Annotated in this window: 15 protein-coding genes and 1 tRNA gene; 10 read left to right on the forward strand and 6 right to left on the reverse strand. The window is 66.7% G+C overall.

Annotation, left to right across the window (positions count from 1 at the left end):
• The first annotated feature begins 2 nt into the window (after positions 1 to 2).
• The gene (locus ACFQZV_RS05065; protein ID WP_378751179.1) at positions 3 to 1,364 is read left to right on the forward strand and encodes an NAD-dependent succinate-semialdehyde dehydrogenase; all 1,362 of its coding nucleotides are present in this window, start codon (positions 3 to 5) and stop codon (positions 1,362 to 1,364) included.
• A 95-nt stretch (positions 1,365 to 1,459) separates the two neighbouring features.
• Entirely contained in the window at positions 1,460 to 1,897 is a 438-nt protein-coding gene (locus ACFQZV_RS05070; RefSeq protein ID WP_378751177.1) for a pyridoxamine 5'-phosphate oxidase family protein, read from the forward strand.
• Positions 1,898 to 1,902: 5 nt separating this feature from the next.
• On the opposite strand, the gene ald is transcribed toward ACFQZV_RS05070, so the two are convergent.
• Positions 1,903 to 3,027 (reverse strand): alanine dehydrogenase, encoded by a 1,125-nt coding sequence (ald, locus tag ACFQZV_RS05075; RefSeq protein ID WP_378751175.1) that lies wholly within the window; start codon positions 3,025 to 3,027, stop codon positions 1,903 to 1,905.
• A gap of 120 nt (positions 3,028 to 3,147) precedes the next feature.
• On the opposite strand from ald, the gene ACFQZV_RS05080 reads away from it, so the two are divergent.
• The 6 genes from ACFQZV_RS05080 to rplA all read left to right on the forward strand — a co-directional run bounded on the left by ACFQZV_RS05080 (position 3,148) and on the right by rplA (position 6,618).
• Positions 3,148 to 3,639, forward strand: a complete 492-nt coding sequence (locus tag ACFQZV_RS05080; protein ID WP_378751173.1) for an Lrp/AsnC family transcriptional regulator — start codon at positions 3,148 to 3,150, stop codon at positions 3,637 to 3,639.
• 171 nt (positions 3,640 to 3,810) lie between these two features.
• Positions 3,811 to 3,883, forward strand: a tRNA-Trp gene (locus ACFQZV_RS05085).
• Positions 3,884 to 3,924: 41 nt separating this feature from the next.
• The gene (secE, locus tag ACFQZV_RS05090) at positions 3,925 to 4,212 is read left to right on the forward strand and encodes a preprotein translocase subunit SecE (protein ID WP_378751171.1); all 288 of its coding nucleotides are present in this window, start codon (positions 3,925 to 3,927) and stop codon (positions 4,210 to 4,212) included.
• Between the two features lie 57 nt (positions 4,213 to 4,269).
• On the forward strand, positions 4,270 to 5,364 hold the full coding sequence (gene nusG / locus ACFQZV_RS05095; RefSeq protein ID WP_378751169.1) for a transcription termination/antitermination protein NusG: 1,095 nt from the start codon (positions 4,270 to 4,272) through the stop codon (positions 5,362 to 5,364).
• 118 nt (positions 5,365 to 5,482) lie between these two features.
• Positions 5,483 to 5,914, forward strand: coding sequence for a 50S ribosomal protein L11 (rplK, locus tag ACFQZV_RS05100; protein ID WP_378751167.1), 432 nt, complete (start codon positions 5,483 to 5,485; stop codon positions 5,912 to 5,914).
• Positions 5,915 to 5,928: 14 nt separating this feature from the next.
• Positions 5,929 to 6,618 carry a 50S ribosomal protein L1 gene (gene rplA / locus ACFQZV_RS05105; RefSeq protein WP_378751165.1) on the forward strand — a complete coding sequence of 230 codons (690 nt, stop codon included), beginning with the start codon at positions 5,929 to 5,931 and terminating at the stop codon, positions 6,616 to 6,618.
• Between the two features lie 68 nt (positions 6,619 to 6,686).
• On the opposite strand, the gene ACFQZV_RS05110 is transcribed toward rplA, so the two are convergent.
• Complete coding sequence (locus ACFQZV_RS05110) at positions 6,687 to 6,965, reverse strand: acylphosphatase (RefSeq protein WP_378751163.1); 279 nt, start codon at positions 6,963 to 6,965, stop codon at positions 6,687 to 6,689.
• Between the two features lie 134 nt (positions 6,966 to 7,099).
• Positions 7,100 to 7,756: a LysE/ArgO family amino acid transporter gene (locus ACFQZV_RS05115; RefSeq protein ID WP_378751162.1), complete on the reverse strand. Its 657-nt coding sequence runs from the start codon at positions 7,754 to 7,756 to the stop codon at positions 7,100 to 7,102.
• 73 nt (positions 7,757 to 7,829) lie between these two features.
• Between ACFQZV_RS05115 and ACFQZV_RS05120 the strand changes: the two genes are divergently transcribed.
• Positions 7,830 to 8,732 carry a LysR family transcriptional regulator ArgP gene (locus ACFQZV_RS05120; RefSeq protein WP_378751160.1) on the forward strand — a complete coding sequence of 301 codons (903 nt, stop codon included), beginning with the start codon at positions 7,830 to 7,832 and terminating at the stop codon, positions 8,730 to 8,732.
• Here ACFQZV_RS05120 and ACFQZV_RS05125 read toward each other — a convergent pair.
• Complete coding sequence (locus ACFQZV_RS05125) at positions 8,719 to 9,750, reverse strand: NADP-dependent oxidoreductase (RefSeq protein WP_378751158.1); 1,032 nt, start codon at positions 9,748 to 9,750, stop codon at positions 8,719 to 8,721. The two genes, ACFQZV_RS05120 and ACFQZV_RS05125, sit on opposite strands and share 14 nt — an antisense overlap.
• Positions 9,751 to 10,043: 293 nt before the next feature.
• Between ACFQZV_RS05125 and ACFQZV_RS05130 the strand changes: the two genes are divergently transcribed.
• Positions 10,044 to 10,337 carry a Dabb family protein gene (locus ACFQZV_RS05130; protein WP_378751156.1) on the forward strand — a complete coding sequence of 98 codons (294 nt, stop codon included), beginning with the start codon at positions 10,044 to 10,046 and terminating at the stop codon, positions 10,335 to 10,337.
• A gap of 1 nt (position 10,338) precedes the next feature.
• Here the strand turns inward: ACFQZV_RS05130 and ACFQZV_RS05135 are convergent, their stop codons facing one another.
• Both ACFQZV_RS05135 and ACFQZV_RS05140 read right to left on the reverse strand, forming a co-directional pair.
• Positions 10,339 to 10,806: a MarR family winged helix-turn-helix transcriptional regulator gene (locus tag ACFQZV_RS05135; protein WP_378751154.1), complete on the reverse strand. Its 468-nt coding sequence runs from the start codon at positions 10,804 to 10,806 to the stop codon at positions 10,339 to 10,341.
• On the reverse strand, positions 10,790 to 12,490 hold the full coding sequence (locus ACFQZV_RS05140) for an MDR family MFS transporter (protein WP_378751152.1): 1,701 nt from the start codon (positions 12,488 to 12,490) through the stop codon (positions 10,790 to 10,792). The genes ACFQZV_RS05135 and ACFQZV_RS05140 overlap by 17 nt, the downstream gene beginning before the upstream one ends.
• Positions 12,491 to 12,515 lie beyond the last annotated feature (25 nt).

Raw genomic sequence — 12,515 nt, forward strand, 5'->3', positions numbered from 1 at the left:
AAATGACCGATTACGCCGTCGTCAACCCCGCCACGGGGGAGACCCTTGCCACCTACCCGACCATCACCGACGATGCGCTCGACGCGGTGATCGGTGAAGCGGATGCCGCCTACCGCGCGTGGCGGAACGTTCCCGTCGCCGAGCGCGCTGCGAAGATCCGTCGCGTCGCCGAGCTGCACCGCGAGCGCAAGGACGAACTTGCAGCGATCATCGTGCGCGAGATGGGCAAGCCGCTCGCCGCAGCCGAAGGCGAGGTCGATTTCGCCGCCGACATCACCGAGTACTACGCCGATCACGCCGACAAGATCACCGGGGACCAGCCGATCGACATCGAGGGTGACGGAACTGCCGTCATCCGCCGCTCGCCGCTCGGTGTGCTGCTGGGCATCATGCCGTGGAATTTCCCGTACTACCAGGTGGCGCGGTTCGCCGCCCCGAACATCGTCGTCGGCAACGCGATCCTCCTCAAGCACGCACCACAGTGCCCCGAGTCGGCGGCCGCGATCGCGCAGATGTACGCCGACGCGGGTCTGGCCGGCGTCTACGAGAACATCTATGCCACGAACGAGCAGGCGGCGACCGTCATCGCCGACCCGCGGGTGCAGGGTGTCTCGGTGACCGGTTCGGAGCGGGCGGGTTCGGCCGTGGCAGCCCTCGCCGGACAGCACCTGAAGAAGGTCGCCCTTGAGCTCGGCGGTTCGGACCCGTTCATCCTTCTGTCGACTGACGACCTCGACGCGGCGGTGGACGCCGCCGTCGAGGCGCGTCTGGACAACAACGGGCAGTCGTGCAACGCGGCGAAACGCTTCATCGTGCACGAGGACCTCTATGACGGCTTCGTCGAGAAGTTCACCGCGCGGATGGCCGGGGCCACCGTCGGCGACCCGTTCGCCGAGGACACCGTGATCGGTCCGCTTTCGTCCCTCGCCGCCGCCGAGCGCCTCGCGAACCAGGTCGACCGTGCGGTCGCGCAGGGCGCGACGCTGGTCGCCGGCGGCACGCGCGACGGCGCGTACTACCCCGGCACTGTCCTCACGGATGTCACGAGCGACATGGACGCCTACAGCGAGGAGTTCTTCGGACCTGTCGGCGTCATCTACAAGGTCGCGAGCGAAGATGAGGCGGTAACTCTCGCCAACGACACCTCCTTCGGGTTGGGCTCGTACGTCTTCACAACCGATGAAGAGCAGGCCGCGCGCATCGCCGACAAGATCGACGCCGGCATGGTGTTCGTCAACGTCGTGCTCGCCGACGAGGCGGGCCTGCCGTTCGGTGGCGTGAAGCGTTCGGGGACCTCGCGTGAGATGGGGCTGCTCGCTGCAGACGAGTTCGTGAACAAGAAGCTCATCCGCGTCGGGGCCTGAGGGCTCTTGTGAGCGCGCGGGGTCGGAATCCACCGGCCCCGCGCGCTCGTGCGTGAGGGGTGTCATCCGGGCGGTGATCGCGCGAGAATGGCGGTATGAGCGACACCAACGACCCTGTCGACATCCTCACCGATTCCGAGTGCTGGGAGCGTCTGCGAGCTCAGGAGCTCGGGAGGCTCGTGACACGGGTGCAGGACGTCATGGACATCTTTCCCGTGAACTACGTCGTCGACGGCGAGAGCGTCCTCTTCCGCACCGCTGCCGGGTCGAAGCTGTTCGAGCTCACGGTGAACGACGAGGTGCTGTTCGAGGTCGACGACCACACGGACACGGATGCCTGGAGCGTCGTGATCCGGGGTCATGCCGAAACGCTCGACACGTCAGAAGACGTTGAACGCGCCGACGGCTTGGGCCTTCGCCCGTGGGTTCCGACACTCAAGTACACGTGGGTGCGCGTCGTCGCGCGGGCGGTCACCGGACGTGCGTTCGCGTTCGGTCCCGAACCCGAACGCTACGGCATACAGCAGTACTGACGGGGTCAGGGTGCGGCGGCGATCACGGTCTCTGCCGACGTCGCCGTCAGCCCATGCGCGTCGGCGACGCTGCGGTTGGTCAGCTCGCCGTCGTGCGTACTGAGACCGCGCGCGAGCGCATCGTCTTCGCGCAGGGCCCGACGCCAGCCCTTGTCAGCGAGCGCGAGAACATACGGCGCCGTCGCGTTCGTCAGGGCGACGGTCGACGTCTCGGGCACGGCGCCCGGCATGTTCGCCACGCAGTAGTAGGTCGTCTCGTGCACGCGGAACGTCGGGTCGTCGTACGTCGTCGGCCGCGAGCCTTCGAAGCAGCCGCCCTGGTCGATCGCGATGTCGACGAGGACCGCGCCGGGCTTCATCTCGGCCACCATGGCATCTGTGACGAGCTTCGGTGCGGCGGCGCCGGGGATGAGGACGGAGCCGATCACCAGATCGGCGTCGCGTACCTGGTGGGCGATCTCCAGGGGCGAGGAGTGCCGGGTCTGGATGGTCCCACCGAAGGCCGACTCGAGCTGCCGCAATCGGGGCAGTGACAGGTCGACGACGGTCACGTCGGCACCGAGGCCGACGGCGTTTCGTGCGGCGTGCTCGCCGGCGACACCACCGCCGATGACGACGACCTTCGCTTTGCGAGTGCCCGGCACGCCGCCGAGCAACACCCCACGCCCACCCGAGGGGCTCAGCAGGTGATGGGCGCCGGCCTGGATGGAAAGGCGACCGGCCACTTCGCTCATCGGCGCGAGGAGGGGAAGGCTCCGATCGGCCAGCTGGACGGTTTCATAGGCGATCGATGTCGTCCCGGAGCCCAGCAACGCGTGGGTGCACTCACGGGATGCGGCGAGATGCAGGTAGGTGAAGAGCACCTGCCCCCGCCGAAGCCGTGCATACTCGGGCGCGATCGGCTCCTTGACCTTCAACAGGAGGTCGGCGCGCGACCACACCTCGTCCGCGGTCGCGACCATCTCGGCGCCCGCGGCGGTGAAGTCGAGGTCGGAGATGCGGGAGCCATCGCCGGCACCGTTCTGGATGATCACCCGGTGGCCGCGTTGGGTCAACGCGTGCACCATCGGCGGGGTGATGGCGACCCGGTTCTCTCTGACCTTGATCTCGGTGGGAACTCCGATGTCCATGGCAGACTCCTCTCTGACTGCGGCCAGTATGGAGGAATACTCGGTAAAGCTGCGTACTGCCGAATAATCGTTCGCACAACAGCCGAAATCAGATGAAACAATCGCGGAAAGGGGTCGATCGTGCCGGAGGTGCAGAAGGATCTGCGGTCGGAACTGGACGACATCGATGAGCGTCTGATCGGGCTACTCGTCTCCGACGGGCGCATCACGAACGCCGAGCTTGCAGCGCGGGTGGGCGTCGCCCCGTCGACGGCGCACGCCAGAGTGCAATCGTTGCTTGCGCGCGGCGTCATCTCGGGGTTCACCGCGAGCCTGAATCAGGCGAAGCTGGGCCTGAAACTCCAGGCGCTCATCGGGGTCACGCTGCGTGTGGGCGCTCGGCAGGCAAGCATCACGGAGTTCGCCGACCACGCGCGAGGGTTCGCGGAGGTCGTGCAGGTCTTCTTTCTCGGCGGCGTCGACGACTTCATGGTGCACGTCGCGGTGGCGGATTCGTCCGAGTTGCGACGCTTCGTGGTCGAACACATCTCAGGTCATCCGCGGGTGGCGTCGACCCGCACGAACATCATCTTCGATTACCACCGCAGTGCGGTCGTCGAATCGTTCAGCTGATCCGACCCTCTCTTCTCGGCGCCGTCGGCTCGGTTCGCCCGGCCTGTGGCCATGCCGTACACTGGACGATGCAGTTGTAGTCTGCATTCTTTCGCCGTGCCCACCGTCCGGGCGTTCCCGAACCTGGTCACGGCTGACGCATGTAGGCACCTCGGGATTCTCAGAATCTCTAGGGCGGTAGCTCAATTGGCAGAGCAGCGGTCTCCAAAACCGCAGGTTGCAGGTTCGATTCCTGTCCGCCCTGCGAGTCGGCGTCATCGACACACCGTCGGTGGGCGTCGGCGCATGGAAGGTATTCAGGTGGCATCGATGGTCCAGGACGAGCCGAACGGCGAGATCGTCCCGTCCAGCGGCGGGACGCGCGAGAAGAAACCGAACGTCTTCGCGCGCATCGCGTTGTTCATCCGTCAGGTCTTCGCCGAGCTTCGCAAGGTCGTCACCCCGACGCGCCAGGAGCTGCTGAAGTACACCGGTGTCGTGCTCGGCTTCGTCGTCGTCATGATGGCGGTCGTCTACGGGCTCGACCTGCTGTTCACATTCCTCGCCGGCATCGTGTTCGGCATCCCTGCCTGACCCTGAGCCATCACGCGGGTTCGGGGGAGACCCCGCCCACGAACGGAAGAAACGCAAGTGTCTGAGAGATACAACGACGACGTCGATTGGGCGACGGCCGCTGAGCAGTCGTCCGAAGACGACGAGGCCCAGGAAGGCAACCAGCTCGAGTATGAAGAGCGGTCGGTCGAGGCCGCCGAGCACGTTGCGATCCATGTCGTCGACGAGGATGCGGACGACGACTCGAGCGATTCCGACCTCGACGACATCGAGATCACCGACCCGGAGGCAGACGCGATCGTGAACGACGCCCTCAACATCGACGAGACCGCCGAGGCGGAGGCCGCCGCAGAGGTTCTTACCGAATCGACGGCGGAAGAGGCTGCGGAAGACGCGGCCGAGCACGCGGACGACGTCGCGCCGTACGACGGCCCCGATATCAACGGTGACGAGGATGCACCGGTCCTCGACCAGGAGCTCATCGCCGACGTTGATGCCGCGGCCTCCGTCGTCGACGAGGCGGAAGCCGGCGACGACGACGCCGAGCTCGACCCCTACGAAGAGTTCCGCGCCGACCTGCGCATGCTCCCCGGCAAGTGGTACGTCATCCATTCCTACGCCGGCTTCGAGCGCAAGGTGAAGGCCAACATCGAGCAGCGCAAGTCGACGCTCGAGGTGGAAGACGACATCTACCAGATCGAGGTCCCCATGGAGGACGTCGTCGAGATCAAGAACGGCCAGCGCAAGATGGTCACGCGCGTCCGGATCCCCGGCTATGTACTCGTGCGCATGGAGCTCAACGAAGACACCTGGTCGGTCGTTCGCCACACTCCCGGCGTCACCGGATTCGTGGGCAACGCCCACAACCCGACGCCGCTGCGCTTCGAGGAAGCCTTCAACATGTTGAAGAGTCTCGTCGAGGTGAAGGAGACTGCTCCCGCGAAGACGGCAGGCGCGGCCAAGGGTGCGGCCACGACTGCGGCCCGCGTTCTGCCCGCCGAAGTCGACTTCGAGATCGGCGAGACGATCACGATCAAAGAAGGCTCGTTCGCGGGTCTGCCCGGTTCGATCAGCGAGATCAAGCCCGAGAGCGGCAAGCTCACGGTGCTCGTGTCGCTGTTCGAACGCGAGACCCCGGTCGAGCTCTCGTTCGACCAGGTCACCAAGCTCTGAGATTCACACGTGGAATCGGGCCGTCCGATTCAACGTGCACAAGACACCGCACTCAGGACTCGCCTGAGACCGCGGGAGAACGGATGCCCCGGCATCCGATTCGCTGAAAGGAAAAACAATGGCACCGAAGAAGAAGGTGACCGGACTGATCAAACTCCAGATCAGTGCCGGTGCAGCCAACCCGGCGCCGCCGATCGGGCCCGCGCTCGGTCAGCACGGCGTCAACATCATGGAGTTCTGCAAGGCGTACAACGCCGCGACCGAGTCGCAGCGCGGAAACGTCATCCCCGTTGAGATCACCGTCTACGAGGACCGCAGCTTCACGTTCGTCCTGAAGACCCCGCCCGCGGCGGAGCTCATCAAGAAGGCCGCAGGCCTGCAGAAGGGGTCGGCGACGCCGCACACGGTCAAGGTCGGAAAGATCTCGAAGGAGCAGGTCCGGCAGATCGCCGAGACGAAGCAGCCCGACCTGAACGCCAATGACATCGAGGCCGCCTCGAAGATCATCGCCGGCACCGCCCGTTCCATGGGCATCACGGTCGAGGACTGAGGGGGATAGGAATCATGGCTACCAAGTCCAAGGCATATCAGGCCGCCGCTGCGAAGATCGCGGCCGACAAGTTCTACACGCCGGCCGAAGCCGTCGCGCTGGCCAAAGAGACGGGGTCGTCGAAGTTCGACTCGACCGTCGAGGTCGCGCTGAAGCTCGCCGTCGACCCGCGCAAGGCTGACCAGATGGTGCGCGGCACCGTCATGTTGCCGCACGGCACCGGCAAGACCGCCCGCGTCATCGTGTTCGCGACCGGTCCCGCCGCCGAAGCGGCGATCGCCGCGGGTGCGGATGAGGTCGGCGGCTCCGAGCTCATCGAGAAGGTCGCCGGCGGGTGGACCGACTTCGACGCTGCCGTCTCGACGCCGGAGCTCATGGGCCAGGTCGGGCGCCTCGGTAAGGTCCTCGGACCCCGAGGGCTCATGCCGAACCCGAAGACCGGCACCGTCACTCCGAACCCGGCCAAGGCCGTCGAGGAGATCAAGGGCGGAAAGATCGAGTTCCGCGTCGACAAGCACGCCAACGTGCACTTCATCGTGGGCAAGGCGTCGTTCTCGGCGGAGCAGCTCGACCAGAACCTCCAGGCTGCGCTCGAAGAGATCGTGCGCCTGAAGCCGTCGAGCGCCAAGGGTCGCTACATCCAGAAGGGCGCCGTTTCGACGACCTTCGGTCCCGGCATCCCGCTCGACGTCAACGCCATCTGACGTCGACGACGATTTGCCCGCTACCGGGCACAAGGGCCTCACCTTCGGGTGGGGCCCTTCGTCGTCGGTCAGACGGTCTCACGGACGTCGAACGTCGACTCGGTTCCGACGGGACGCACGTCGGTGACCAGCGCGTGATCGACGCGCGCACCCGGAGGGCCTTCGGCCATCCACGCGAGAGTCTCGTCGACGCGGGAGTCGTCGCCTTCGACCTCGGCTTCGACCGTGCCATCGCGGCGATTGCGCACCCAGCCGTTCACGCCGCAGTCACGGGCGACCATGCGGAGTGTGTAGCGATACCCCACGCCCTGGACCATGCCGCCGACGACCACGTGTACACGCCTCATGCGTCCATCGTGCCCCGACTGGTCTGCACAACTCCACAGATCCTGGTCCGATCCGGGCCCGAACCTGGTCGAACCACCGTGTTGCGCACACGTCCGTGGAGTTGTGCAGATCGGTCAGGGGAGAGGCTGCGGAGTCAGTGGGGAAGGACGAGCGAGATCCCCAGCGCGATCATGATGACCGCGATGATGCCGTCGAGGATGCGCCAGGCGCGAGGTGATGACAGCCAGCGGCCGAGGAGGCGCGCGCCGAACGCCAACCCGACGAACCAGACCACGCTCGCCGCCATGGCACCCGCGGCGAACCACCAACGCAGATCGCCGTGTGTGCTCGCGATCGACCCGAGCAGGAACACCGTGTCGAGATAGACGTGAGGATTCAGCCACGTCAACGCGAGCGCGGTGAGGGCGACGGGGGCCAGGCGCGTGCGCGTCACCGTCGCCATCGCCATCGCCGACGGTGGCGCATCGACGGAGGCTTCAACCTCGTGAACCTCGAGTGCCTCTCCGCTCGGCCGCCACGCACGACGGGCGGCGAGCAGCCCGTAGCCGATCAGGAACGCGAACCCGACCCAGCGCACGACCGTGACGAGCCACGGGAGGGCCTGCAGGGCCAAGCCGACGCCCGAGACGCCGAGAGCGATGAGCGCGGCGTCGGAGGCGGCGCAGATCACGACGACCGCGACGAGATGCTCGCGACGCAAACCCTGGCGGAGGACGAAGAGGTTCTGCGCGCCGATGGCGACGATGAGCGACAGGCCAAGCCCGAAGCCGGCAAGGACGGAGGTGAGCACGGGATCGAGCGTAGGGCGCACCTGGTATCCAGCACAGCTAAGGCTGCTAATGAACCATTAGCATGACTTCATCATGCGCATACCCTTCGACCTGGCAGAGACGCTTGCGCTGGTCGTCGACGAGGGCACACTCGACGGCGCCGCGCGGAGGATGCACATCACACCGTCCGCCGTGAGCCAGCGGATCAAGGCGCTCGAAGAGATCATCGGGCGGGTCCTGCTCATTCGTTCCAAGCCCGCCCGCGCCACGCCTGACGGCGCAGCGATCGTGCGACTCGCGCGACAGGCTGCCCTGCTCGAACACGACACGGCCCTCGCGCTGGGCGTCGACGTCGATGCCGGCCGTCATACGTCGGTTCCGCTCGCCGTCAACGCCGATTCCCTTGCCACGTGGTTCCTGCAGCCGCTCGCCCGGCTCGGTGAACGTCACGCGGTCGTCTTCGAGGTGCACCGCGACGACCAGGAATTCACTGCAGCCCTGCTCGAATCCGGGACGGTCATGGGAGCGGTCACGTCACGCGACATCGCGGTCTCCGGATGCCGTGTCAGCCCGTTGGGAGCCATGCGCTACGACGCGGTCGCATCGCCGGTGTTCGTCTCGCGGTGGTTCACCACCGGCGTGGATGCGACGACCCTCGCGCTCGCGCCACTCATCGATTTCGACCGTCGCGACGACCTGCAGAGTAGATGGTTGACCGCCGTCGGTGCAGGGGACGCGCAGCCGCCGCGGCATCATGTTCCGTCATCCAGCGACTTCGCGCACGCCGCGCAACTGGGCATGGGGTGGGCGTTGCTTCCCACGCTCCAGGCAGCCGACGCTGTCGCATCCGGCGCCCTGGTGCGGCTCGGTGGGCCGTCTGTCGAGGTTCCGTTGTTTTGGCAGCAGTGGAACCTGCACTCGCCGCTGCTCGGCGACATCGCCGACGAGATCATCGGTGAGGCGAGACGCGCCCTGGCTCCTGTCAATCGTCGCTGACGCGAAGGACGATCTTGCCGCGCGTGTGTCCTTCTTCGAGCGTGCGATGTGCGTCTGCGGCATCCGCGAGATCGAAGACACGATCGACGTACACCTGCACCGCCTGCGAATCCAACAGGCGGGCGATCGTCGCCAGAGCGGTGCCATCGGGGATGACCTTGTACGAGGTGGCCCGCACCCCCGCCGCGGCGGCGGCTTCGGCGTAGCCGGGCCAGGCGCCGGTCGGGACGAGCACGTACAGCCCGCCGGGGCGCAGGACGCGCAACGACCGCGAGCCCGTGTCGTCGTTCATGTTTCCGACCAGGTCGATGACGACGTCCACGTCGCCGACCACCTCATCGAACCGAGTCGAGCGGTAGTCGATGACGACGGATGCGCCCAACTCGCGCAACCACGCCCCGTTGCGCGCGGAGGTCGTCGCGGTCACGTGCGCACCGAAGTACGCCGCGAACTGGACTGCGAAGTGACCGACCCCGCCACTTCCCGCATGGATCAGGATGCGCTGTCCCTCGTGGGCGCGGGCCGTCTCGACGACCAGACCCCACGCGGTGAGGGCGGCGAGCGGGACGCCGGCCGCCTCGACATGCGACAGCGTCGCCGGTTTGCGGGCGACCGACAACGTCGGGACCACTGCGTACTCGGAATAGGTGCCCGGTGACCGCGGGAAGGATGCCATTCCGAAGACGGGGGTTCCAGGGGGGAGCGGGTGGGATTCGTATGGCGCGTGCGCGACGACACCGCTGAAATCAAAGCCCAGCGTGGACGGGAACCCGGGGATGAGGCCAGAGACGCCGGCTCCCGCGCGGGTCTTGGCGTCGATCGGGTTGACCCCGGCGGCGACGACCCGCACGAGGAGTTCGCTCAACGCCGGGACGGGCGTCGGATACGAGGCGTCACGGAGCACAGACGCAGGACCTGGCTCATCGAAGACGACGGCGTGCATGGTCTCCGGCGGATCGGGTACGGGTGTCGGGTCGCTCGTCGGGGCGGCGCCGGTGCGCAGCGGGCGGAATCTCATCGCTCGTCCTTTCCGCGTGCCGTCATCGGCTAAGTGGTGCAGTGTCGATGACAGTCAACCCCGTCCGGATCACGATCGTGTTACATCGGCAATAACGACGGGCTACGCGGTGCCGGGTCGGGTGCGCACCGATACGTCGACCCGCCCGCGGACGACCCGCGCGCACCGTTCATGACGGACGCGCGAACGGTGAGATAGCGTGGATCGCTCCGCGCGGGTCCTTGAGTCGCGGCTGCGGTTTCGCCCGGCCCGCCGAACGGGCGACTCTCGATCAACACGACCTAGGAGCGTTCATGACGATTCAGCACACCGTGGTCTTCCGCCTCATCCACGCACCGGGATCTGCGGAGGAGGCCGACTTCCTCGACTCGGCGCGCACGACCCTCGCGGCCATCCCGGGAGTGACCGACTTCACCGTGCGTCGGCAGGTGAGCCCGAAGAGCACGTTCACGCACGGCTTCAGCATGGTGTTCGCGGACCAGGCCGCTTATGACGCCTACAACGCCCACCCGCGCCACGTCGACTTCGTCCAGGGGCAATGGGTCCCCCAGGTCGCCGAGTTCCAGGAGCTCGACTTCGTCGCCTGACTCAGGAGGGTCTCTGACCGGTGCGCAGCGAGTGCAACAGCAGGGAGAGACGATCGATGTCGTCGACCGGCCACTCGTCCAGCACGGCCAGGAGCGAACTCTCCTGCGGCGCGCGGGCGATCGCGAGGCGTTCCAGCCCCCGCTCCGTCGGTGAAATGAGACTCGACCGCCCGTCGTCGGGGTCCGGCGTCCGCGTGATGAAACCAAGAGCTTCGAGATCGCGCACCGTGCGGCTCACGAGGCCTTTATCGGCGACGAGCGACTCCGCAAGCGCCGAAAGCGTCACACTCTCCCGACGCACGATCGTCGTGAAGATCTTGTAGGCGCCGGGCAGCATGCCCGGGCTCATCCGCTCCGCGTTCTCTGCCAGCACTCGACGCACCAGGTGGATGAGCTCGCCGAACTCGTTCTCGAGGTTCCGGACGGCGCGGGTGCGGTCCGACTCTCGTGCATCAGGAGTCATGGTCATCCGGGCTGCTGTCGCGGCGCACCGAGGGCTCCGCATCCGTTGCGTCGATGTCAGTCGGCGAAGCGACCGCATCCATCCCCTCGGATGTGGATACCGTCGCGAGATCCGCCTCGCCGGCGTTCAGGCGCTGCTGCGTCGTCATCCGGTGCAGTGGGACGTTCGGCAGGAACAAGATCGCGACGAAGCTCAGAACGGCGAAGGGAACGGCGATGAGGAACGAGTGGGCGATTCCCTGCGCGTAGATGTCCTCGACGATCACCTGAACGGACTCGGGGAGCGACCGCACGGCCGGGAGCGCCCCCGACTCGAGTTGGGCGGCGACGTCTGCGCCCTGCTCTCCGAGCGCTGCGATGGCCCGGCCGAGCGCTTCCCGCTGGTCGGCGAAGAGATCGGTCACGCTCGAGGCGAGCGCGGCACCCATGACCGAGACCCCGACCGTCCCGCCGAGGCTGCGGAAGAACGTCACCCCGGACGAGGCGACACCGATCTCCTCGGGGCGTGCGGTGTTCTGCACGACCAGCACGAGGTTCTGCATCGTCATGCCGACTCCGGCGCCCATGAGGAACATGTAGATCGAGACGAGCACGAACGGTGTGTCGTAGTGCAATGTCGTGAGCAACGCCAGGCCGGCGGTCAGGAGGATCGCTCCGACGATGAGATACGGCTTCCATGCCCCGAAGCGGCTGATGAGCTGTCCGACCCCCACCGACGCGATGAGCAGGCCGACGATCATCGGGATCGTCATGAGTCCGGCTTCGGTCGGTGTCGCGCCACGGGCCATCTGCATGTACTGGCTGAGGAACACCGAGGCGCCGAACATCGCGATGCCGGTGGCGATCGACGCGACGACGGCGAGTGTGAAGGTGCGATCACGGAACATGCGCAGGGGGATGAGCGGCTCGCGCGAGCGGAGCTCGACCAAGATGAAAAGCGCGGTGGCGACGAGTGCGCCGCCGACCATGAGCAGGGTGGTGAGGCTCCACCAGTCATAGTCCGTGCCGGCGTTCGTGACCCAGACGAGAAGCAGTGACACCGCCGCGGCGAGGAGCACGATGCCGAGATAGTCGATGCGGACCTTGCGGGTGACCGTCTTCACGTGGAGCGTCGTCTGCAGAAGGATGAGTGCGAGGACGGCGAACGGCAGGGCGATGTAGAAGTTCCAGCGCCAGCCGAGCGAGTCGGTGACGACACCGCCCAGCAGAGGCCCACCGATCGTGGCGACCGCCATCACCGCGCCGAACAGTCCCATGTAGCGGCCGCGCTCACGGGGGCTGATGATGTCGGCCATGATGATCTGGCTGAGCGCCGCAAGGCCTCCGGCGCCGATGCCCTGGACGGCGCGGAACGCGATCAGCGTGCCGGGATCCTGCGCGAAGCCCGCGGCTGCCGTGGCGAGCACGAAGATCACGATCGCCAGTTGGATGAGCACCTTGCGGTTGAACAGGTCGGCGAGTTTGCCCCAGATGGGGGTGGAGATCGCGGTCGTCAGCAGGGTCGCGGTGACGACCCAGGTGAACGCGGCCTGATCTCCGCCGAGGTCATGGACGATGACCGGGAGGGATGTCGAAACGACCGTGGCCGCGAGCATCGAGACGAACATGCCGAGCAGCAGGCCCGAGAGGGCTTCGAGGACCTGGCGCCGGGTCATGCCCGACTCGGTGAGGTCGGAGGAGGAGGTTGCCATCGGCATCCTTTCGGGTGAGGAGACG

This window comes from Microbacterium koreense, assembly GCF_042677105.1.
Taxonomy (GTDB): Bacteria; Actinomycetota; Actinomycetes; order Actinomycetales; family Microbacteriaceae; genus Microbacterium; species Microbacterium koreense.

What these genes read in the sequence shown, in the direction of transcription:
- ACFQZV_RS05065 (WP_378751179.1), top strand. Translation starts at nt 3, where the DNA reads ATGACCGATTACGCCGTCGTCAACCCCGCCACGGGGGAGACCCTTGCC.
- ACFQZV_RS05070 (WP_378751177.1), top strand. Translation starts at nt 1,460, where the DNA reads ATGAGCGACACCAACGACCCTGTCGACATCCTCACCGATTCCGAGTGC.
- ald (WP_378751175.1), bottom strand. Translation starts at nt 3,027, where the DNA reads ATGGACATCGGAGTTCCCACCGAGATCAAGGTCAGAGAGAACCGGGTC.
- secE (WP_378751171.1), top strand. Translation starts at nt 3,925, where the DNA reads ATGGAAGGTATTCAGGTGGCATCGATGGTCCAGGACGAGCCGAACGGC.
- rplK (WP_378751167.1), top strand. Translation starts at nt 5,483, where the DNA reads ATGGCACCGAAGAAGAAGGTGACCGGACTGATCAAACTCCAGATCAGT.
- rplA (WP_378751165.1), top strand. Translation starts at nt 5,929, where the DNA reads ATGGCTACCAAGTCCAAGGCATATCAGGCCGCCGCTGCGAAGATCGCG.
- ACFQZV_RS05110 (WP_378751163.1), bottom strand. Translation starts at nt 6,965, where the DNA reads ATGAGGCGTGTACACGTGGTCGTCGGCGGCATGGTCCAGGGCGTGGGG.
- ACFQZV_RS05120 (WP_378751160.1), top strand. Translation starts at nt 7,830, where the DNA reads ATGCGCATACCCTTCGACCTGGCAGAGACGCTTGCGCTGGTCGTCGAC.
- ACFQZV_RS05125 (WP_378751158.1), bottom strand. Translation starts at nt 9,750, where the DNA reads ATGAGATTCCGCCCGCTGCGCACCGGCGCCGCCCCGACGAGCGACCCG.
- ACFQZV_RS05130 (WP_378751156.1), top strand. Translation starts at nt 10,044, where the DNA reads ATGACGATTCAGCACACCGTGGTCTTCCGCCTCATCCACGCACCGGGA.
- ACFQZV_RS05135 (WP_378751154.1), bottom strand. Translation starts at nt 10,806, where the DNA reads ATGACCATGACTCCTGATGCACGAGAGTCGGACCGCACCCGCGCCGTC.
- ACFQZV_RS05140 (WP_378751152.1), bottom strand. Translation starts at nt 12,490, where the DNA reads ATGGCAACCTCCTCCTCCGACCTCACCGAGTCGGGCATGACCCGGCGC.